Source organism: Dyadobacter psychrotolerans (assembly GCF_004349265.1).
GTDB lineage: Bacteria > Bacteroidota > Bacteroidia > Cytophagales > Spirosomataceae > Dyadobacter > Dyadobacter psychrotolerans.
In genome coordinates this window covers 108,221-128,382 of record NZ_SMFL01000003.1, presented here as the reverse complement: position 1 = coordinate 128,382, position 20,162 = coordinate 108,221, and the positions used below count along the sequence as shown (strand labels likewise).

19 protein-coding genes are annotated in these 20,162 nt (G+C 41.1%); 7 read left to right on the top strand and 12 right to left on the bottom strand.

Features of this window, described 5'->3' with window-relative positions; genetic code table 11:
- Positions 1-50: 50 nt before the first annotated feature.
- On the top strand, positions 51-1,547 hold the full coding sequence (locus tag E0F88_RS08260; RefSeq protein WP_229213701.1) for a leucine-rich repeat domain-containing protein: 1,497 nt from the start codon (positions 51-53) through the stop codon (positions 1,545-1,547).
- A gap of 44 nt (positions 1,548-1,591) precedes the next feature.
- Here the strand turns inward: E0F88_RS08260 and E0F88_RS08255 are convergent, their stop codons facing one another.
- The 4 genes from E0F88_RS08255 to E0F88_RS08240 form a co-directional block, all read right to left on the bottom strand.
- Positions 1,592-2,419 (bottom strand): sulfotransferase family protein, encoded by an 828-nt coding sequence (locus E0F88_RS08255; protein ID WP_131957767.1) that lies wholly within the window; start codon positions 2,417-2,419, stop codon positions 1,592-1,594.
- Positions 2,412-2,990: an adenylyl-sulfate kinase gene (gene cysC / locus E0F88_RS08250; RefSeq protein WP_131957766.1), complete on the bottom strand. Its 579-nt coding sequence runs from the start codon at positions 2,988-2,990 to the stop codon at positions 2,412-2,414. Before cysC ends, E0F88_RS08255 begins: the two co-directional genes overlap by 8 nt.
- A 194-nt stretch (positions 2,991-3,184) precedes the next feature.
- Complete coding sequence (locus tag E0F88_RS08245) at positions 3,185-5,356, bottom strand: DUF5916 domain-containing protein (protein WP_131957765.1); 2,172 nt, start codon at positions 5,354-5,356, stop codon at positions 3,185-3,187.
- 81 nt (positions 5,357-5,437) lie between these two features.
- Positions 5,438-5,737 (bottom strand): DUF3817 domain-containing protein, encoded by a 300-nt coding sequence (locus tag E0F88_RS08240; protein WP_181956082.1) that lies wholly within the window; start codon positions 5,735-5,737, stop codon positions 5,438-5,440.
- A 120-nt stretch (positions 5,738-5,857) separates the two neighbouring features.
- Between E0F88_RS08240 and E0F88_RS08235 the strand changes: the two genes are divergently transcribed.
- Both E0F88_RS08235 and E0F88_RS08230 read left to right on the top strand, forming a co-directional pair.
- Complete coding sequence (locus tag E0F88_RS08235) at positions 5,858-8,455, top strand: TonB-dependent receptor (protein ID WP_131957764.1); 2,598 nt, start codon at positions 5,858-5,860, stop codon at positions 8,453-8,455.
- An 11-nt stretch (positions 8,456-8,466) separates the two neighbouring features.
- Positions 8,467-8,853 (top strand): hypothetical protein, encoded by a 387-nt coding sequence (locus E0F88_RS08230; RefSeq protein WP_131957763.1) that lies wholly within the window; start codon positions 8,467-8,469, stop codon positions 8,851-8,853.
- Positions 8,854-8,946: 93 nt separating this feature from the next.
- Here the strand turns inward: E0F88_RS08230 and ccsA (E0F88_RS08225) are convergent, their stop codons facing one another.
- The 5 genes from ccsA (E0F88_RS08225) to E0F88_RS08205 form a co-directional block, all read right to left on the bottom strand.
- Entirely contained in the window at positions 8,947-11,544 is a 2,598-nt protein-coding gene (gene ccsA, locus E0F88_RS08225; RefSeq protein ID WP_131957762.1) for a cytochrome c biogenesis protein CcsA, read from the bottom strand.
- Entirely contained in the window at positions 11,541-11,975 is a 435-nt protein-coding gene (locus tag E0F88_RS08220) for a cytochrome c maturation protein CcmE domain-containing protein (RefSeq protein ID WP_131957761.1), read from the bottom strand. Before E0F88_RS08220 ends, ccsA (E0F88_RS08225) begins: the two co-directional genes overlap by 4 nt.
- Positions 11,976-11,980: 5 nt before the next feature.
- Positions 11,981-12,208, bottom strand: coding sequence for a CcmD family protein (locus E0F88_RS08215; RefSeq protein ID WP_131957760.1), 228 nt, complete (start codon positions 12,206-12,208; stop codon positions 11,981-11,983).
- An 85-nt stretch (positions 12,209-12,293) separates the two neighbouring features.
- Positions 12,294-12,971 (bottom strand): cytochrome c biogenesis protein CcsA, encoded by a 678-nt coding sequence (gene ccsA, locus E0F88_RS08210; RefSeq protein ID WP_131957759.1) that lies wholly within the window; start codon positions 12,969-12,971, stop codon positions 12,294-12,296.
- Between the two features lie 31 nt (positions 12,972-13,002).
- Entirely contained in the window at positions 13,003-13,665 is a 663-nt protein-coding gene (locus E0F88_RS08205; protein WP_181956081.1) for a heme exporter protein CcmB, read from the bottom strand.
- Positions 13,666-13,906: 241 nt separating this feature from the next.
- Between E0F88_RS08205 and E0F88_RS08200 the strand changes: the two genes are divergently transcribed.
- Both E0F88_RS08200 and feoB read left to right on the top strand, forming a co-directional pair.
- On the top strand, positions 13,907-14,134 hold the full coding sequence (locus tag E0F88_RS08200) for a FeoA family protein (protein WP_131957758.1): 228 nt from the start codon (positions 13,907-13,909) through the stop codon (positions 14,132-14,134).
- Positions 14,135-14,165: 31 nt separating this feature from the next.
- Entirely contained in the window at positions 14,166-16,301 is a 2,136-nt protein-coding gene (gene feoB / locus E0F88_RS08195) for a ferrous iron transport protein B (RefSeq protein WP_131957757.1), read from the top strand.
- Positions 16,302-16,386: 85 nt separating this feature from the next.
- On the opposite strand, the gene E0F88_RS34230 is transcribed toward feoB, so the two are convergent.
- The 3 genes from E0F88_RS34230 to E0F88_RS08180 all read right to left on the bottom strand — a co-directional run bounded on the left by E0F88_RS34230 (position 16,387) and on the right by E0F88_RS08180 (position 18,493).
- Complete coding sequence (locus tag E0F88_RS34230) at positions 16,387-16,623, bottom strand: DUF5615 family PIN-like protein (protein WP_262709876.1); 237 nt, start codon at positions 16,621-16,623, stop codon at positions 16,387-16,389.
- 119 nt (positions 16,624-16,742) lie between these two features.
- Entirely contained in the window at positions 16,743-16,970 is a 228-nt protein-coding gene (locus tag E0F88_RS08185) for a DUF433 domain-containing protein (RefSeq protein WP_131957756.1), read from the bottom strand.
- A gap of 41 nt (positions 16,971-17,011) precedes the next feature.
- Positions 17,012-18,493: an NAD(P)H-hydrate dehydratase gene (locus E0F88_RS08180; RefSeq protein ID WP_131957755.1), complete on the bottom strand. Its 1,482-nt coding sequence runs from the start codon at positions 18,491-18,493 to the stop codon at positions 17,012-17,014.
- Between the two features lie 260 nt (positions 18,494-18,753).
- Here E0F88_RS08180 and rplS point away from each other — a divergent pair, with 260 nt between their 5' ends.
- Both rplS and dapF read left to right on the top strand, forming a co-directional pair.
- Positions 18,754-19,119, top strand: coding sequence for a 50S ribosomal protein L19 (gene rplS, locus E0F88_RS08175; protein ID WP_131957754.1), 366 nt, complete (start codon positions 18,754-18,756; stop codon positions 19,117-19,119).
- A 255-nt stretch (positions 19,120-19,374) separates the two neighbouring features.
- Positions 19,375-20,154, top strand: coding sequence for a diaminopimelate epimerase (gene dapF, locus E0F88_RS08170; RefSeq protein WP_131957753.1), 780 nt, complete (start codon positions 19,375-19,377; stop codon positions 20,152-20,154).
- The last annotated feature ends 8 nt before the right edge of the window (positions 20,155-20,162 follow it).

The window sequence follows — 20,162 nt, the reverse complement described above, 5'->3', positions numbered from 1 at the left end:
TGGACTAATCTTTTAGTTAAATTTGTGGCCTCACATAATTGCTATTAGATATGAAAATAGTACTAACCTTCGCATTACTTCTATTGACCAGATATGCCTCCGCGCAGCTGGTTGTCCTGAGTGAAAAAGAATCTGTAAAAAAAAATTTAACTGTTAAGGAGCTCGATAAACAATATCCTGAGGGACAGGAACTGGGACTTGAAGTGCCCAGGAGTATCTACGATGCTATCCGGAATGCTTTGGACGTTGTTATGGGTCCGAAAAAAGTGGAAAAGCTAACTGTGGCGAGCAGCTTATATTTGAACAACGAGGGTAAAATCGATTATTTGATTTACAATTTCGGGGGCAATATGTGGGTTGTGGAAAATGGCAAAGCCGTACTGAGGAAGCCCGATTTTAATCAGGATTCGTTAAGCCGGATCATTTCAGAAAACCTTCCGGCGCAGCTGGCGGGATTCATTTCAAAAAGGCATATCGGAGAGAAATCTAAACTGAATCTGTATAGTAATTTTACAATAAGCGCTTCGGAACTCAAATCAAAAGCCGTAGCGCAGAATGATAGCATTGTTGGCAGTATGTTGAGTAAATTGAAAGGAACGGAAAAGGTTATTGTAAAAAAGGATAGTGTGATTAAGGGATTAGACGCCGCACTGGCCAGTGTTGATACTTTAAAAATCAAAACCCTTTATCTGGAAAGAGCGTTGCTAAAATCTGTTCCGGATGTAATTTATCGCTTTCCTAATCTGGAAATGCTAAGCCTGCTGGATAACGATCTTGAAGAGGTTAACATCAATATGTCGAGATTACCTAAACTTAAACATCTGAATTTGAGTGGGAATATTTTGTCAGAAAATTCCATCAAAATTTCTTCAAATAAAACGCTGCAATTACTAAATCTGCAAAGAAATATAATTCACGACATTCCTTTTGCAGTGAAAAATTGTAAAAAACTGGAAACGCTCTGGCTGGGCCGTAACAAATTATCGGCACTGAGTGACAGAAGTTTTGGAAAGATGAAACGTCTCAGAGACTTGAATCTTTACAAAGCGAGGATCGCTTCTCTTCCTGGTGGTGTGAAAAAAATGCGCCGGTTGGAAGTTCTGGATTTGTATTATAACAACCTGGAAAAATTGCCTGGATCCGTCACAAAATTAAAGCGGCTTACACATCTCGCCGTTGCCAATAACCAACTGACTGTTTTACCCGAAAAACTCAATAAGCTGAAACGACTGAATGTTCTTTATGCGCATCATAACCATCTCAGCAAGTTGCCTGCAAACATAGTTAAACTCAATAATCTACTTATTCTGGATCTTGGTTTTAACTGGTTTACCGACTTTCCATCCGAGCTGACTCGTTTTGCCAGTTTACAGGATCTGGATTTATCATCTAATAATTTTACCGAATTTCCGGTTGAACTTCTGTCTGTTCAGCGTCTGAATAAGTTATTTTTAAGAGGAAATCCATTTTTGCAGGATGACCGGGAAGTTAAATACGGTCCTCAGTTTAGCCAGCTAAAAAGTAAAAACATAGAAGTTTTTTACTGATAAACAGGATGTTTTATGAATGCAGAGCCGCTGAGATAAATATTTCAGCGGCTCATTTTTGATAACATTTCCTGTAACTGATAGGCTTCGTTATAAAGCGTTTTATTAACATAGCGGTCGACAGGAAGATTTTTGCTTATTAAAGCAGGCTTAAAAATATTCAGAAAACTGACAAACTGAAGTGAAAAATTCCAGGCTTCTGTCAATTGTGAAAAAACTTCCTGATCGCGATGAATCAGCGTTTCATAGTTTAAAACCAAATAGCTTTCCCGGGATTTGTTTTCAATAAGTTTTAAAATTTCCCGGTTATACAAAATCCATATTTTCAAAAACCGCGAAGCTTCAGACTTGCACAGGTTTTTGATTTCCCGTGCCTTTTTCCTTTTTAATTTATACCTCATGAAAAAGCCCGGATTGTCAATGGGTTCATCATGTTCATGCATGACTTTATAAGTACGGCTGATCAGCGAACTAATCGTAGAATGGAAATCCCGAAATACTACAAGATATTTGGCTTTGGGAATCAGCTTGTTATAGTCCTGGAGAAACAGGCAGGTACGCGGATCTTTCCAGCCCCATACGCCATGATTGCTGCTCTTGTCTGAAATGATCGCATTTGCCTTCAATTTTTGCTCTTCAGTCATTTCAGAAGCAGGTATTTCTGTGAATCCGTCATCCGTAAGATTCTGTGACAAGAGAATATTCCTGTGCAACTCATAAAATTCCAGATCTTCGTAGTGGCCGTCTGCGTTTCCAATTCCTTCGCCCAATAATTCGTCGCCTACATGTAATCCGCAGCGATAGAGCCATTGGGTAACTAAAGATGTACCCGACCGGTGCATCCCGGCAATGATCAAAACGTTGCTATTCATTTGACAGACCTTTAAAATGCATTGTTTCTGAACGCAAAGGAAAGTCACTATCAAGATTTTGCAGAACAAATCCAGCGATATCGTCCGTACACTCCGAAATGGTTTTCAGGCCGGTATTGATATATAGATCAGGACAATCCGGTCTGTCAAACTGGTCGTTTACCCCGGTAAGGTTTTTAAGTTTATCCGGATGATCCTCTGGTAGTAAGGTCCTTTTGTATAAACCCTTGGTATCCCTTTGAAACAAAGTTTCCAGAGAGCAGTCGAGATATATGGTTTTTACGTTTTCGTAACTATTGACGAGTTCCGTTCTTATTTCTTCGTAGGGGTTGATCACACTCATGATACTTACAATGCCGTGGGCCGAAAATCGGCTTGCCAGAAATCCGAGACGCCTTATATTTTCCTGTCGGTCCGCTTTTGAGAAACCAAGATCTTTACCCAGCTTGCTTCTGTAAAGATCTCCGTCGATTATTTCAACGCGTACTCCTTTTTCAGAGAGCTGGTTTTTAACACCGGTTGCCAGTGTGGTTTTTCCGGCACCGGATAATCCGCAAAACTGAATGATCATATGTTGTCAGAATTTGGTGGTATAACTCCATACAAAATATGGGGCCAAATGTCCGTTAGCCAGACAAATATAAATTATGAAAATTGTTTGGTCACCAAAAGTAACATGCAATCTTCTCTTTTAAATACTCCAAGAAAATCTGTTTTGTTGCAAAAATGATAATAGAAGAGTAACAGTAAATTAACATTAAAGGCTCAAAGGTTCCACCAGTACGTAAATTTCAGAACAATAGCCCTGTTTTTTACTATGAAGTTTTCCGGCAGATAATTGTCAGTATAAACAATGAATAAATCAGAAGCAGGTTTGTAGCGCCACTGTAAACGGGCATTCAGGTTGATGTTGTCAGCCTGATTATTGTATTGCATGAAAGTGGTAAAAAACAATTTATTTGTAAACGTCACATCCACGCGCGGGCCAACCAGCCAGAGTTCCTTGCGGTTCCAGGGATCGGGCAAACGGATATCGTTGTAGTTTCCGGCCATGGCAATGGCAACGTATGGCTGGACGCGGTACCCGAGTTCAGCTCTTAAATTGTTACGATGTCCGCCATCATAATACCCACCAAAAATGGCAGATGCATTGTAGGTAAGTCGGTTTTGCGGACCGGAGGCAATATCAAAGCCGGTTGACTTCCAGTTGTGTTCTGTACCGGTTGCCAAAGTTGGTCCGCCTAAGTTGGTTGGATCAAAAGGTCTTAACAAACGCACGTAGTTGCTGGCTCCCCAAACAGAAATCGTTGCCCGGTTGATGAAGTTGATGTTATAGGAAAGTACAAATTCCCGGTCGCTGGGGTCAAAGGATTTGTCCCAGTACATATTACTTACCAGCTTAGGGCCGTGACTAATAATCTTGGGAGATTTTATAAAAAACAAATAACCCACGTTAGGACTGATCTTGTAATAACCCATCCTTGTCGCGTTAGGTACATAGCCTACTTCGGCATTGTAATTTTTTCCAACATACTCATGCTGCCATTGCCAAAAGAAATTCGCCTTATTAAATTTAAGATCTGCTGCATGAACAAAATCATCAGTTGACTTACCCGGAGTAAAGGATTTTAAAAACATTACTTTACCTGTCCAGAGATTATTCACACTCGCCAGGTTATATTCAGCGCCAATGTTACGGTTGTAACGGTTTAAAGAAGCATGTTTCTCGGGAAAATAATTAATAGCATCCCGGTTAATAAAAATAAAACGAACATTGGAACGGGCAAAGACCTGACGCTGCAATGCGAAAACAGCATAGTTATTTTTTGGTGTGCTATCCTGAGATGCTGTTTGTACATCCAGGATTCCGATGCGCCAGTTTTTATTCAGTTTCCCGCTCATACGGGCCCCAAATTGGATGGGGACACCCAATCCAATACGTCGGGAGAAAAACGGCCGGATGCTGGCATAACCGAAGTTGGCGAACAAATCTGCATTTTCGAGAAAGAATTGCCGCCGTTCAGGGAAGAAAAGTTCGAAGCGGTTCAGGTTCGTTTGCTGTACATCAACGTCCACCTGCGAGAAATCCGGATTTACCGTCAGGTCAAGATTCAGAGAAGGAGACAAGCCAATTTTCACGTCCCCGCCAACCGTGGTTTTATATTTATTGGGTGTGTCTCTTTGATAATCTTTGGTCAGTCTTGTTGCTGCAAAGGGAATCAGCGAAATATTTGGTCCCGGATTCGGAGGAGGCGTGTCCCAAACGAGAACGCCGGTGTAAGCAAGAGAAGCGGATGGAAATTGTCTCGGAACAGGTGCCCAGGCAGATTTTTCAGAAATTGTCAGATCCTGGCGGCTAAAATTTATTCCCCATTTTGAAATTCCGGGTTTGTAACGGATACTTTTAAAAGGAATAGCTGCTTCCCAAACCCATTTATCATCATCATTTTTTACTTCCGACAGCCATTTGTTATCCCAGCTCAGATCCACCGTTCCGCCATCGCCCTGCTGTCCGTCCCAGGGTGCTCCTGCCGCATTAGCGCCAAACGAAAATCCGTTTGTGCGGTCATCGAAGGTATCCATGAAAAGCAGAAAGTTGTCATTTTTTCCAAAACTAAAATCCCGTTTTAATGACTCCACAATGATCGCCCCTTTTGCCGGTTTGTAGTTAACCACAAGGATATACAGATTCTGTTTATCATATGCCATTCTTACCTCGGTTTTGCAGCGGGAAAAGCTGGTATCCATAGGTGTGATCATGAAAAAATCGGTAGCTATCTGCGCGTTCTGCCAGGCGGGATCATTGGCAACACCGTCGACGGAGATTTCTGACGTAGCCGGATGAATATGATATTGATATTTTTCATTGGGCTTTTGAGCCGATAGCCGGCCCGTCAGCAAGCAGGAAAAAAGAATGATGGTAAGAAGTTTTTTCAATATCTTTTTGGGTATAGGATGTCACTCGCTTCGGTTGATCAGATCAAAACGCAGGATTAAGTATTTATTTAAAAGCAGAAATTATTCTCTAAACCATTTGGCATCAGCATAAAATGTTCCGAAAGGAATAAAGGATGCAATGAACGCCAAAATAGATTTTTTCCAGGACCAACTTCTTTCGATAGCAACCTGTAACAATAGCAAAACGTATAAAACAAAAAGTACTCCATGCGCCATACCTACTATTCGGACAGCCTGGGGAATGCCTGCCATGTATTTGAGTGGCATTGCGATTCCTAAAAGAACCAGAAATGAAATTCCTTCCAGCACAGCTACAATGCGAAGACGGCCAAGTGAAGTTTTAAGCAGGGAAAACAACATAATATTAGGATTACCAAAGGATAGTATTTTTCTAAGGCAAAGATAAAATTTAATTTTCAGGAGGCAGTATCAGTATTATTTTATTGTTTTGTTTACAGTATAATTAATCACATCATCATCATGGCTAAAATCTGCTTTTCCTTATTGTTTACATTTTGTTCCTTTGCCGTTTTTGCACAAAAGTTTAAAGTTGCAGGCAAGGTGCTGGATGAAAAAGGTGTTCCGCTTATTGGTGCTTCTGTAATTGAGAAGGGCACAAATAACGGTGCTATTACTGATGGAAATGGTATTTATAAGCTGATGGTTGGCTACACCAACGCCACATTGATTGTCACCTATGTTGGATATAATAAAATAGAAAGAGAGATTGATGGCAAAGGCACACAGAACTTTACCCTTGAGGACGCTACACTTTTAAACCAGGTAACCGTGGTTGGTTCCAGAAGCCTAAATCGCTCATCAGCAGATACACCTTCTCCGGTTGACGTGATTGATATCCGCGAAATTACTACGAAGCAGGGTCAGCTGGATGTAAACCAGCTTTTGCAGTTTGCCGTTCCTTCATTTAATTCCAATCGCCAAACAGGTTCGGATGGTGCAGATCACGTTGATCCGGCTTCTTTGCGCGGTTTGGGGCCAGACCAGACTTTGGTATTAATCAATGGTAAACGCCGGCATCAATCTTCTTTGGTTAATTTGTTTGGTTCGAGAGGAAGAGGAAATACAGGAACTGACCTGAACGCAATTCCTGCCGCGGCCATTGAAAGAATTGAAATTTTACGTGATGGAGCTGCTGCTCAATACGGATCTGATGCAATTGCGGGAGTGATCAATATTGTGTTGAAAGAAAATGTAAATCAGTTGACTGTAAATGCAAATTCAGGTATTTACCTGGCTAAATACAGGAACGATAGCAAAACTTTTGATGGATTGAATTACAGTGTCAATGCGAATTATGGACTAGCTATTGCAAAGAAAGGTTTTGTAAATATTACGGCTGACTACAATTCCCGTGCGCATACGAACCGTGCATATACACATCCGGAAGAAGAACTTGTGAGACGCCAATATGGTGATCCCAAGATGCAAAATGGTTCATTGTATTTCAATGCGATGGTTCCGGTGTTGAAAGGTGTTCAGATTTATAGCTTTGGCGGAATAAATAAGAGGAAAGGTGATGCCTACGCGTGGACTCGGTTTAAAAATGATGACCGAAATATTCCATCTGTATATCCGGACGGTTTTGATCCGGTCATTGCCAGCACCATAGACGACCGTTCCGTCACCGGAGGGGTGAGAGGTGTTTGGAAACAGTGGGATATTGATCTGAGCAATACATACGGTTTTAATAAATTTCACTTTTTTGTAAATAATTCATTAAACCGTTCTCTTGGACCTTTGTCTCCTACGTCTTTTGATGCAGGAGGCTTTCAGCTGGGACAAAATGTAAGCAACTTAAACATATCACGTTTTTACAAAACTATTTTTCAGGGCTTAAATATCGCATTTGGTGCTGAATACAGAACTGAACGCTATAAAATTTTTGAGGGTGACCGGCCATCTTATTACAACTATGATCCAAAATTTGAAAGTGGTTCTCAAGGCTTTCCGGGTTTTAGTCCAGCGAACGTGATTAATAAAGGACGATCCAATATGGGCGCATATGTAGATGTTGAAGCAGATTTAACAAAGAATCTGCTCATTGATATCGCAGGACGCTTTGAAAACTATAGCGACTTTGGAAGTACGATTAACGGAAAAGTTGGTGCACGTTATAAAATATCAAACTTACTGGCACTCAGGGGATCGGTGAGTACAGGCTTTCGTGCGCCGTCACTGGCTCAAAAGTATTTCAATTCGACCTTTACAAACTTTGTAAATGGCAAGGCGGTTGAGGTACTTCTGGCAAATAATGACAGTGAAGTGGCTAAAACTCTGGGTATACCTCAACTGAAACAGGAAACATCTGAAAATGCAAGCATTGGGGTAACGGTTAGGCCGGCTTCCGGCTTCTCTTTAACAGTTGATGGTTATTATGTAAAAGTAAAAGATCGTGTTGTGCTTACAGGCCAGTTTGAGGATACCGACCGTGAGATAGGATCATTGCTAAAATCGCTTAATGTGAGTCAGGCTCAATTTTTCACGAATGCATTGTCTTCAACTACAACCTATGGAATTGACATTATTGCAGCACATTCAGGTAATCTGGGAGCCGGTAAATTGAATACAACATTGGCTGCCAATCTAAATTACATGGAGTTAGGCGACGTTAATACAAGTCCGAAGCTTGCGGGTAAAGAAGACACCTATTTTAATAAAAGAGAACGACGTTTTGTGCTTGCTTCAGCTCCACCTTCTAAAGTAAATCTAACGTTTGATTATACTGTAGAGAAGCTCAGCTTCATGTTAAGAGGAGTCCGGTTTGGCCAAATTAAACTTGTAAACTGGAATTACGGCGAAGTGAAAAATGTAACTACCGGCGTAAAATATTCAGAGAGCGAGTATACGGATATATACAAACCGAAAGTTCAGGTGGACTTGACGGTAAATTACGAGTTTACTAAAAATATTTCCGTATCGTTGGGAGGCAGCAATCTACTGAACGCTTATCCTGATTTACACACGCCATCGCTCACAGAGTCCGGCGGTGCATGGGATCCTGTTCAGATGGGAAGCAACGGCGCGTTTTTCTTCACGAGACTGGGCTTTAAATTTTAATAAACAAACAGGTGAAGTATCGATTTATCCCTTTCCTTTTTTTGTTGTCCTATTTTGCCAAAGGTCAGCCGTGTAAACTCTTAACGCAGACGTTTGCCATTGCTGACACGATGAAGAAAGGAAGCGGAGAATTGTATGTTTTTCGTTTTAGTGTAAAACATTTGGATGATCTGCAATTATTGCCGGGATTGGAAAAAGCAGTTCCGGCAATAAAAAAGCTACAAAAAACACTTGATGAGGATAATAGCTCATTTAAAAATACTGTGCTGTGGCAGCTTGACGAAAAACTTGCAGACAGGCAATTAACAGAGTTGAGAAAAGAATGTCCCGAAACCAGGTTTATGGTTTTTGAGAGAGAGATTGGATTTTACAAATTGAAGTATCGGGCGAAGGAGTAGGGGAGCGGGAAGGAAACTTACACAAGTTATTGAAGGAAATCAAAAGGGAGTTGACAAACATGGTCAACTCCCTTTTGATTACTTAGAGGTTCTTTACGCAACCTGCGGTTTCATCTTGTCTTTATTTTTATTTGCGGCTGCATTTTCTCTGTCACGCATTTTAATAAAATCTCTGAATCTTCTGATAGTTGCCATTACCAAACCGATAACCATTACAAATGTTCCAAGCCAAAGGATGTTTATAAGTGGTTTTTCGGTTGCCTTCATGACGATAAAGTCTCTTTGCGTTGTGTTGACAGCAAAGGTAAACTGACCTGTCTGCGGATTAATTTCCTGAAACTGAACTCTTAACCCTAAATCGTTATTTACTTCGGGTTTGCGGGCAACCATACGGTCGCGGATGACAAATGATGGAGTAATAACAAATTCATGGTCGTTGTCCAGCACGCGGATCATGGCTTTCACAGCCGCGTCTCCTGCTCCCAATGTCACACCTTCTACGGAATCAGTACGTACGACATTGTCAAGAATGGCAACATAATCATTGACAAAAAATGTATCCGCCATGTTGACCGTGAAGTTCTCAGTCTGGCTCCATACAGGTTCCGCAGTTGGGTTGGTTACCATCGAAACATAAGTATAAAGATCTTTGTCCAGCTTGCGGTTGATATCGGGAGATGAAACAATTCCTCCCATTTTAGGATTTATCTGTACACGTGGAAAGAGGTTAAATACACGTCCGGAAGGTTCTCTGTATTCGATTTCGTAATAAAAGTTCTCCGGGAAAATTTCCAGCGTGTCTCCCTTAGAATTATATTTTTTGTCGTTCACCACAATGTCGCGAAGTGCCACTGCGTGGTAATCATTTTCAACAATATCAACCCAGCTTTTTGGAATGTATCCGGGAATATGACGCGGTTCTACGCGAACATCACGCCAGGTGAGCATGTATTCACCCATTTTTTCAGGTTTGTTCAGCCAGAGTGTGATGTTTTCCTTATTTTCTTTATTGTCGTTATTTGTAAACTCCTCGCTGCGGGAAATCATCAGCCCCGAGTTATTGATCGAAACAACTTTGGTATAAGCAGACGAGAATAATATTCCGATCAGCATCAGTGCTATTCCAATGTGCGTGATTGCTCCGCCTGACAGACTATAATTTCCGCGAATGATATTCAGCAAAATCGTTCCGTTTGCAACGATGGCAAAAATCGCAGCCGTTAAAAGTACAATGTATTGAATGTCTTTCACACCCTGGAATGTGATTACCGCAGCGCTGATCAGCAAGGCAATCAATAGAGGATTGTAAAGTCCCTGTAATTTGCCTTTGCCCACACGTTTCCACCAGAAGAACTGGCCAACGCCTGTAAGAATGATGATCAGTGAGAAAAACCAAAGCTGGAATTTATTATAGTGTCCAACCTGATCGGCAGGGAGTGCCATATTAAGAACTGTCCCGAATGCTTCGGCTATTTTGTTATAAACCGGAATTGAAGTTGTGGCAAGAATTTGAAATCCGGAAAGACAAAGCAGAGTAGCCCCGATAAATATCCAGAATTCCTGGGAATAGGTAGAAACCTCTTCATCATCCGACGGTAAACTTTTCCAGCGATAAATCAGCAGCCCGATTGATACAATTGTAAATGAAAGCAGGTAAACCAATAATTGTCCTGATAAGCCTAAATCCGTAAATGAGTGAACGGAGGCATTTCCCAAAACACCGCTTCTGGTCATGAAGGTTGAATAAAGAACCAGAATAAAGGTAGCAATGGTTAATATAAAAGACGTTTTCAATGCGGTTGCATTTTTGCGTCCGATAATCATCGTGTGTATGGCCGCAACCAATACAAGCCAGGGAACGATAGAAGAGTTTTCAACAGGATCCCAGTTCCAGTAGCTGCCAAAGTTAAGGGTTTCATAAGCCCAGTATGCGCCCATTAAAATACCGACACCCAACACAAGTGCTGAAAAAAGAGCCCATGGTAAAGCAGGACGAATCCATTCCTGAATTTTTTTTGTCCATAAACCTGCAATTGCGAAAGAAAATGGAATCAGGGTTGAGGCAAACCCAAGGAACAAAGTAGGAGGGTGAATGACCATCCAATAGTTTTGAAGCAATGGATTTAAACCATTACCATCTTTGGCAATGAAATTCGGATCCATTTTAAAAACCGGAATATCCGGCATCACTTCTTTAAGCAGCAAAAACGGAGTTGAACCGATTTTTACATCAAGTCCCGGAATTACTACCCCCAAAATCATAGATGTAAGAAAAGCCTGAACCAACGCAAAAACCGTCATCACGGGCGCTTCCCATGAACGGTTACTGAAAATAAGAATAGAACCTAAAACGACATTCCAGAAAATCCACAAAAGAAAACTTCCTTCCTGATCCTGCCAAAAACTCGATATGGTATAACCAGCCGGCAACGAAAGTGAGGAATTTTTCCATGCGTAATGATACTCAAAATAGTGGTTTCCGATAATCCAGTATAATGAAAAAACAACACCAAGAACAGCAACGACGTGTAAAAAATAGGTGGCACGTGCAAACCGCTTCCAGGTTAATTGTTCATCGATAGCGGCGTTGGTCATACCGGCTTTAAAGTATGCAAAAGTCGCTACAAGGGCCGTTACAAAGGCAATAATTACCAGCAGGTGTCCTGCACTTCCTATGGTAGTATGGATCATGATTTAGATGCGGTAGCCTCAGTGGTTTCCAGTTTTCCGTTTTCGTATTTTGATGGGCATTTCATCAGTATTTTTTCGGCAGCGAATGTGCCGTTCTGCATTTTACCGACTACCACAACCTGTTCTGATTTATCAAAATCCTGTGGTTTCGTGCTTTTATACACAACCTTCTGCGAGACGTTGTTATTGTCGATCAATGTGAAAGTGAAGTAGTTAGGATCAACTTCCGGCTGATACTCCATTTCGAGGATTTGTCCGGCAGTATTTTTCTTCAATTTTCCTACAACGTGTATGCTCTCATCATCTCCGCTGGAAGCCATTTCCTGAGCTTTGGAAAAATCTACATAAGTACTTGCGTCTCCGGCAGTTGAAATAATAATTCCGATGGCGACCGCTATAATTACAAGGCCAAATATTTGGATCTTCTTCATAACTTTTACTTAATGTTTAAATCTTTTTCAATTTTGCTGACTTTCGATTCCAGACGGAGCATATTGATAACAATTCCTGCAAATACAACGGCAATTACGGTCACCACGACCCATATTTTGCCATCCTCCCGCAATTTATCAGCCATAGGAACGGCGTCACCGGCAGCAGTTTGCGCCATCAGATTTCCAGATATAATCAGCAGTGAAAGCAGAAGGGAAAAAAATCTTTTCATGTTGTTCATAGTACACTAAATTCTTAACGAATTTTTGTTTTGAAATGTTTACTCTTTTATGAAAATGTGTGTTTTACTGTAGGCTTTAACTGGCCTTCGTAAATTCTTCTTCTCTTAACCGGTTGATCCTTTTAATTCTAACACGTAGTTCGGTAAGCCATAAACCTAAAAGTATCCAGCCGATAATTGCCGGATAAAACACCATTCGTAAGTCACTGTTCATATCGTATGAACTAAAAGTGCTGTTTCCGCCACTTCCCGGATGTAAAGAATCAGTCAGGCGCGGAAGGATGTAGATCAACGGAACAAAAACGGCAAAGGCAAATATGTTGTAAACCGATGCAATCCGCGCACGGCGCTGTTCGTCTTCGAAAGAACTTCTTAATAACAGATAGGCCAGATAAATTAAAATTCCAACCGCAGCTCCATTCAGTTTCGGATCATTTGGCCATGGATCTCCCCAGGTAAAATTCGCCCAGACCGATCCGGTCAGACAACCCAAAATGCCGTAAAATAATCCCGATTTGGCCAGTTCGCTGGCAATATCATCGTGTTTGATGTTACTGCTTCTCAGATACATCAGCGAATAAATCATGGAGCTGAAAAGGAGCGTGGTCATTGCCAGCCACAGTGCTACATGAAAATAGGTATTGCGAATACTTTCATTCAGTATAGGCAGGTGCGGTACCGGGCCCATCAATCCCATAAAAATGACATAGAAAAGCAAAACTATGCAAAGGATTTTCCACCAAATCTTTCTCATTATTAAATCAAACAGTTTACTTAAATCAAAATCAGCTTCTCCACAAATAGGGAAAAAGCAGGTAACTTAACGTTACCACAATTAAATCTATTGATAATAGTGTGATTATTTCATCATTGCTGACACTCCAGTCCAGGCCATCCAACGCATTTTTTGCCAGTCTTATCGTCATTAAAAGCATTGGCAAAATAATAGGAAAGCTTAGCACGGCCATCAGCGTGGCGCTGTTGTCGGCTTTGGATGCAATTCCTGCGACAAGTGTCAGCACGGATGCGAAGCCGATCGCTGCCAGAGCGATACAAATAAGATAAAGTCCGATATCACCTACCGGATTACCCATTACAAAAGCATAAAAAATAAAACCTATACCCGACAAAAAAAGCATTACAAATGAATTGTAAATAATCTTGGATATAATGATTGCCTGCGGGCTGCAAAGGTTGTAATAGTAAATCAGCCGGCCATATCTTTCCTGGGAAAAACTTTTTGCAATTGCATTAACCGCAGCAAAAAGTATGATAATCCAAAAAAGCGTGTTCCAGACAATTGGTGTAAGCTGATTACGGCGAAGATTAAAACTGAGATAACAAACGAACACCGTACTAACGACGTATAGTAACATACCGCTCAAAGCGTATTTCTGTCGCCATTCCAGCGTGAATTCCTTCCAAATGAGGGTTTTTATCTCGTTCAATACAATTTTACGGTCGGCAGTTGGCGCCTGGCTATCTGCACAGTGGTTAATCTTCTTCTCTTCCCTTCTTCGTTTTCGTGCTGCAAAAGTACTACATAAAGGCTCAGGGTGATAATAAAATAGTCAGGATTTTATATGATGAAGATGAGGTTTTGAGTCAAATGCAAAGTAATAGTTTGAATTACGGACTGATAATGCTTAATTTGCAGTTTAAGTATATTTAATCTAAATAAGGGGGTGTATGCCGGTCAAAACAGTATCTCATCTTAAAAAGGGCGAAAAAGGGATAATTAAATCGTTTTCAGATAAAGTAATGTCTTTGAAATTACTGGAAATGGGATGTTTACCGGGATGTGAGGTTCGTCTGGATGCTATTGCTCCGTTTGGAGATCCGATTTGTATTAACGTTGGAGGTAATTATTGTCTTTCTCTTCGCCTGAATGAAGCATCGGCAATAGTAATCGAGTGAGTGTGAATCCCCTTTAATTTATTGCTTTCCATTGAAATCAGAAAATATCAAAATTGCGCTTGTCGGCAACCCCAATGCCGGCAAATCTACATTATTTAATGCTTTAACAGGATTACGTCAAAAAACGGGAAATTTTCCGGGGGTAACTGTTGAGAAAAAATCAGGGACATATAATTTAAAAGGTTCAGGCAATCAGCTTATCCGGGAAGTGACACTTGTAGATTTGCCTGGTACATATAGTATTTATCCTAAATCAAAGGATGAAACTGTGGTAATGGATATTCTTGCCAACCCAAAGCATCCTGATTTCCCGTCTGTCATCATCGTAGTGGCCGACGCCTCTAATCTTCAACGAAATCTCCTTCTTTTTACCGAAATAAATGATCTGGGAATACCTGCTGTTTTGGCGTTAAACATGCTGGATGTGGCTAGCAGCATGAATTTAACTGTCAACGCGGTTCAGCTGGCTATGCAGTTGAAGGTCCCGGTGGTTAGAATCAACGCGCGTACGGGTGAAGGAATTGTCAATCTTAATGATGCTGTTTCACAGGTTTTGGATCAAAAGTTTAAACCTGCACTCACATATTTTTACGAGCCAACGGAAAATGAAGGAAAATTGATTGAAGAGGTTAAATCATATTATCATCTGGACAATGATTATGTGGCCCTTCAATATGTTTGTCAGCACGACAATTTTTCTTTTCTGGAACAGCCTGCTCGGGTTAAACTGGATGGTTTGATCGAGAAATATGGTTTTGATGAAAACCATTTTCTGGCTACTGAGACAATTGCGCGATATGAAAAGATAAAACCCATTGTATCAAAAGCAGTAAAGTCGGAGGGGGGTATTGAACCACCTTACTGGACGAGAAAGCTGGACGCTATTTTGCTTCACCCGTTTTGGGGTTATGTTACTTTTATTTTTGTGCTGCTGGTTATATTTCAGGCCATTTTTGCCTGGGCATCTTATCCGATGGATCTGATTGATGCCGGTACCGCAGCAACGATTGAATGGGTAAAAGGCATCTTGCCGGAAGGCGTTTTAAATGATCTCATTACAGACGGGATTCTGGCTGGAATTGGTGGTATCATTATCTTCATTCCGCAAATAGCTATTCTTTTTGGTCTGGTTGCCATTTTAGAGGAATCCGGTTACATGGCACGTGTGATGGTTATCATGGATAAACTGATGCGTAAGTTTGGATTGAACGGCAGGAGTGTTGTTCCATTGATTTCAGGTGTGGCCTGTGCTGTACCTGCAATTATGACAACCCGCAGTATCAGCAGCCGCTATGAGCGCCTGATTACGATTTTGGTAACGCCTCTCATGAGCTGCTCTGCCCGTTTACCGATTTTTGCCATTCTGATAGCGCTTGTTGTCCCGTCAACAAAGGTTTTTGGAATTTTGAACATGCAGGGTTTGGTTTTGCTGGGTTTGTATTTTCTGGGCCTGGTCGGGGCGTTGCTTTCAGCCTGGTTGTTATCTCTTTTTTTGAAAAGAACAGAGCCAAGTTATTTTATGCTTGAAGTTCCAACGTACAAACTTCCCCGCTGGGGACATGTGGGTTTTACGATGTATGAAAGCGTAAAATCATTTGTTTTTGAGGCAGGTAAGATCATTATGGCCATATCTATTATTCTTTGGGTACTTGCTTCCTATGGGCCGGGAGATAAAATGGAAGCAGCAGCAGCACAGGCACAGCAACAAATGGCTCAAAAACCACAGGAACAAATTGACGCTGCCATTGCTTCGGCAAGGTTGGAAAATTCTTATGCAGGAAGTTTCGGTCGTTTTATCGAACCGGCCATTCGTCCGTTGGGTTATGACTGGAAAATTGGAATTGCCTTATTGGCTTCTTTTGCTGCAAGGGAAGTTTTCGTTGGAACGATGGCAACGATATACAGTATCAGTGGTGATACAGAAGATGTGCTGACTGTAAAGCAAAGGCTAATTCAGGAAAAAAATCCTGAAACAGGAGGCCCGATGTATACACCGGCTGTATGTTATTCCCTTTTAATATTTTACGTTTTCGCCATGATGTGCATGAGCACCATCGCAGTAGTTTATCGCGAAACACATGGCTGGAAATGGCCAATGATCCAGCTGGCTTATCTAACTGTATTGGCGTATGTCTCCGCATTTGCAGTTTACCAGCTGATGAGTTAGATGTTTCAACATTTAAGTTTTTTTTATACCATTTGAGACATTTTAGAAAACCTTCTTTCTTTTTTGCCGGGGTCAATATAATTTTCTAGAAAGTGTAAACACTTGGATACTCGCTTAACTCCAGATAAAAGCCATTTTCGTTATTTAACTTAGAAATTAGCGGCAGGTTTTTCTCGATTAACTCTATGAGAATCTGGTTAGAGATATTTCCAAGAACTATTTTTACCAATTTTCTCGGTGTCCGCGAAAGTAAAAAGGAGTTTCTGAAATCTTCATCCTTAGTGATGACAATTAAGTTTTGTTCATCGGCAAATTGACAGATCGCTGCATCGGCAGTAAACTACCTGTCCGGCATCTGATTCACATGGAGTGCGCTGTGATTAACACTGATTAAATATTTAACCAGTTTAATTGAAATATGTACGTCACATAAAAAATTCATCACGCAGCTTCACTGATGGTACGGCCGGAAACCAAAAGTTTTGCATAATTAAGACAAGCGAATATGTCGTTTAATTCTAACTCAGGATGATCTTCTATAATTTCACCAGGTAACATTCCGGAACCTAACATATCCATAATGACCTCTACCGGCCACCGCATTCCTCTAATACACGGCTTGCCATGTGCGATTAAGGGATTTACAGTTATTCTCTCGAGATGTTCCATTGAGATAAGTTTTGACAAAATTAAATATAATATTTTTTTCTCTACCAACCCAGCTTATCAATTACATCCGAAGCGATCATAGCTGATTGTCCTTTTATTTCTGATGCCTTATCGCCAGCTAGTCCGTGTTGGTAAACACCCAAAATGGCAGCGTCTTCCGGTTCGTAGCCTTGTGCCAGCAAAGAAGTTATAATTCCTGTCAAAACGTCTCCGGTTCCGCCGGTGGCCATTCCGGCATTTCCGGTTGAATTAAAATGGACATCTCCGTTACTTAAAACGACTGCGGTATTTGCTCCCTTGAGACAGATGATAACTTTATGTTTTTTTGCGAAATCACGAGCTAACTCTAACCGTTCATATTCATTTTTACTTTCACCGGCGAGTCGTTGAAATTCCTTTGGATGCGGGGTTAATACTGTTTTTTCGGGTAGATGGTCAAGTAAGTAGGGGTTTTCAGAAAGAATGTTCAGTGCGTCCGCATCGATGAGGAGCCTGGTTTTTATTTGTTTTAATAATGTTGCCAGTAATTGTACGGTAACTTTTTCTTTTCCTACACCCGGTCCGATTCCAATCGCAGAATAAGATTCGATTTGAGGTAATTTGGATAAATGTTTATGATCCGGATCAACTGTTACCATTGCCTCAGGAATTGAAATCTGCATAATTTCATAACCGCAGCCGGGAATGTGCATTGACAGTAAACCGATACCAGATCGTAAACACGCCCGTCCTGAAAGAATTGCCGCTCCCATTTTTCCATGACTACCGGCCAGAATAAGTCCATGTCCAAAGGTGCCTTTATGTGAAAACTTTTTTCTGGGGATGATTTTGCATTCAGCCTCAGATTTATCCGTGTAAAAATAGGAAGTCGGCGTAGCTGAAATAAAATTTTCGGACAAACCTATGTCAGCTACAAACCAATTGCCAACAAACTCCGCATTTTGAGGCATCATAAAGGCGAGTTTGGGAAACTGAAAGGAAACTGTACAGTGCGGTTTGATAATGGCGTCTTCCTTTTCATTTTGCCTGTCGGCATACAATCCGCTGGCGATGTCTACCGAAACAATTTTATTTGGAGCATCATTTAATTTTTGAATCACCTCTGCCAGAATCCCAGTTGCGGCTCTTGAAAGTCCTGATCCAAGCATGGCATCAATAATAACCATGTTTGCCGGAATTTGAGGAAGGTCTACTTCTGAATGAATTTTGAACGAGGTTAAATGATTTTCGAGCCGGATAAAATTTGCGTGAAAGTCTTCGGAGGCATCTTCGCTGTGTTCAACAATATATACTTTTACCTGATAGGCTTTTTCTGAAAGCAAACGAGCTATGGCGAGGCCGTCGCCGCCATTATTTCCTTTTCCGCAAAAAATACCTATCGGACGGGTATTTACAAACTGGTTGCAAAACCAGCGCACAAAAGTGTTTGAAGCACGTTCCATCAGGTCGAGTGATGAAATGGGTGCATTGGCAATCGTGTATGCGTCGGCTTGTCTGATCTGTTCTGTTTTGAATATTTTCATTGGGCTAATATTACGGTGCGATGCACTTTTTGTTCTCCTGAGTTGCAATTTCCACAAATATTGCGCCGCTCTGCGGCTCTGCTCATTATTTATCGGGGAATGCAGTATTTATTTCCTGATAAAACTGTGTAACACTTTCTTTTAACGATAAAAAAAATTAGCTTTGCACTCGTTTTCTCAAAAGCTGTTTTGAATGAAGGGGCGTCACCTCATCCGCTGGAAGCAAGCTCAATTTATTTAAATTATTAAAATCATTCGTCATGAGCGAACTTATTAAACTCGTAGAAGCTACGATTGAAAATCGTAAATCCGAGTATCCTGAATTTAAATCAGGCGACACGATCAACGTACACGTTAAGATCAGAGAAGGTAACAAAGAGCGTATTCAGCAATTTCAGGGTACTGTAATGCAACGCCGTAACCTTAGCGCGAGCGGTGAAACTTTCACAGTACGTAAAATATCAAACGGAATAGCGGTAGAACGTGTTTTCCCAATTCTTTCCCCAAGTATAGCTAAAATCGAATTGCTTCGTCGCGGTAAAGTACGCCGTGCACGTCTGTTCTTCCTTCGTGGCCGTCAGGGTAAAGCTGCTCGTATTAAGGAGCTTAAAGTAGCAAAAGCTTAATACAGCCGTCAGCTTAGAAATTTGGAGCCCTGCAACGATTTAACTCTTGCAGGGCTTTTTATTAGTCATTAGCCAAGAGCTGTTAGCATTTAGCTTTTCAGGTGTGAACTAATATTCAGTTTTTTTAATTTGTTAGTAGAATTAATCTGTTTAAAAAATTGGACTTCCAATTAAATTAATGGATTTACACTGTTTTGTTTTCTTTACAATACTAGCGCAAGCTAATCGCTAAAAGCTATCAGCTAAAAGCTTTTTATGAAAACTACCTTCTATAAATACCAGGGAACAGGCAACGACTTCGTTATGATCGATGACCGTTCGGGATCTTTTCCAGCCTCACAGGAATTGATAGCTTCACTTTGTCATCGCCGTTTTGGAATTGGAGCCGATGGATTGATATTGTTGCAAAATGCAGACGGATACGATTTTCGGATGGTTTATTTCAATGCAGATGGAGGTGAAGGAAGTATGTGCGGAAATGGCGGTCGCTGCGTGGTCAGATTTGCTCATGATCTGGGATTGTTTGAAAACAGTACGTCGTTTATAGCGGTAGACGGGCCTCATGAGGCAACAGCAACTACGGACATCATCAGATTGAGAATGTCTCCTGTGAATGCTGTGGAGCTGCATGATGAGTACGATTTTATGAATACCGGCTCGCCTCATTACGTAACCTACGTTGATAATATTAAGGATGTAGAAGTAGTGGATATTGGGAAAGATATTCGTTATGGCCCTGTTTTCGGTCCGGCCGGAGGTACCAACGTAAATTTTGTTCAGGTTCTTGACGACAATCATCTCAGTGTGAGAACGTACGAACGTGGCGTAGAAGATGAGACTTATTCCTGCGGTACGGGCGTTACTGCTTGTGCACTATCTGCGCACATTCGTGAAGGATGGGAGGGAGCGATTACCGTTGAAACGCTTGGCGGAACTCTGGAAGTAGATTACAATGAACCGGCTGCCGGAAAGTTTGATGATATTTATCTGATTGGACCGGCTGTGAAGGTTTATGAAGGAGAAGTTGAGGTTTGATGTATAGG

Coding starts and splice junctions, on each gene's coding strand:
- E0F88_RS08260 (WP_229213701.1), top strand. CDS start 51: ATGAAAATAGTACTAACCTTCGCATTACTTCTATTGACCAGATATGCC.
- E0F88_RS08255 (WP_131957767.1), bottom strand. CDS start 2,419: ATGAATAGCAACGTTTTGATCATTGCCGGGATGCACCGGTCGGGTACA.
- cysC (WP_131957766.1), bottom strand. CDS start 2,990: ATGATCATTCAGTTTTGCGGATTATCCGGTGCCGGAAAAACCACACTG.
- E0F88_RS08240 (WP_181956082.1), bottom strand. CDS start 5,737: ATGTTGTTTTCCCTGCTTAAAACTTCACTTGGCCGTCTTCGCATTGTA.
- E0F88_RS08235 (WP_131957764.1), top strand. CDS start 5,858: ATGGCTAAAATCTGCTTTTCCTTATTGTTTACATTTTGTTCCTTTGCC.
- ccsA (WP_131957762.1), bottom strand. CDS start 11,544: ATGATCCATACTACCATAGGAAGTGCAGGACACCTGCTGGTAATTATT.
- E0F88_RS08220 (WP_131957761.1), bottom strand. CDS start 11,975: ATGAAGAAGATCCAAATATTTGGCCTTGTAATTATAGCGGTCGCCATC.
- E0F88_RS08215 (WP_131957760.1), bottom strand. CDS start 12,208: ATGAAAAGATTTTTTTCCCTTCTGCTTTCACTGCTGATTATATCTGGA.
- ccsA (WP_131957759.1), bottom strand. CDS start 12,971: ATGAGAAAGATTTGGTGGAAAATCCTTTGCATAGTTTTGCTTTTCTAT.
- E0F88_RS08200 (WP_131957758.1), top strand. CDS start 13,907: ATGCCGGTCAAAACAGTATCTCATCTTAAAAAGGGCGAAAAAGGGATA.
- E0F88_RS08185 (WP_131957756.1), bottom strand. CDS start 16,970: ATGGAACATCTCGAGAGAATAACTGTAAATCCCTTAATCGCACATGGC.
- E0F88_RS08180 (WP_131957755.1), bottom strand. CDS start 18,493: ATGAAAATATTCAAAACAGAACAGATCAGACAAGCCGACGCATACACG.
- rplS (WP_131957754.1), top strand. CDS start 18,754: ATGAGCGAACTTATTAAACTCGTAGAAGCTACGATTGAAAATCGTAAA.
- dapF (WP_131957753.1), top strand. CDS start 19,375: ATGAAAACTACCTTCTATAAATACCAGGGAACAGGCAACGACTTCGTT.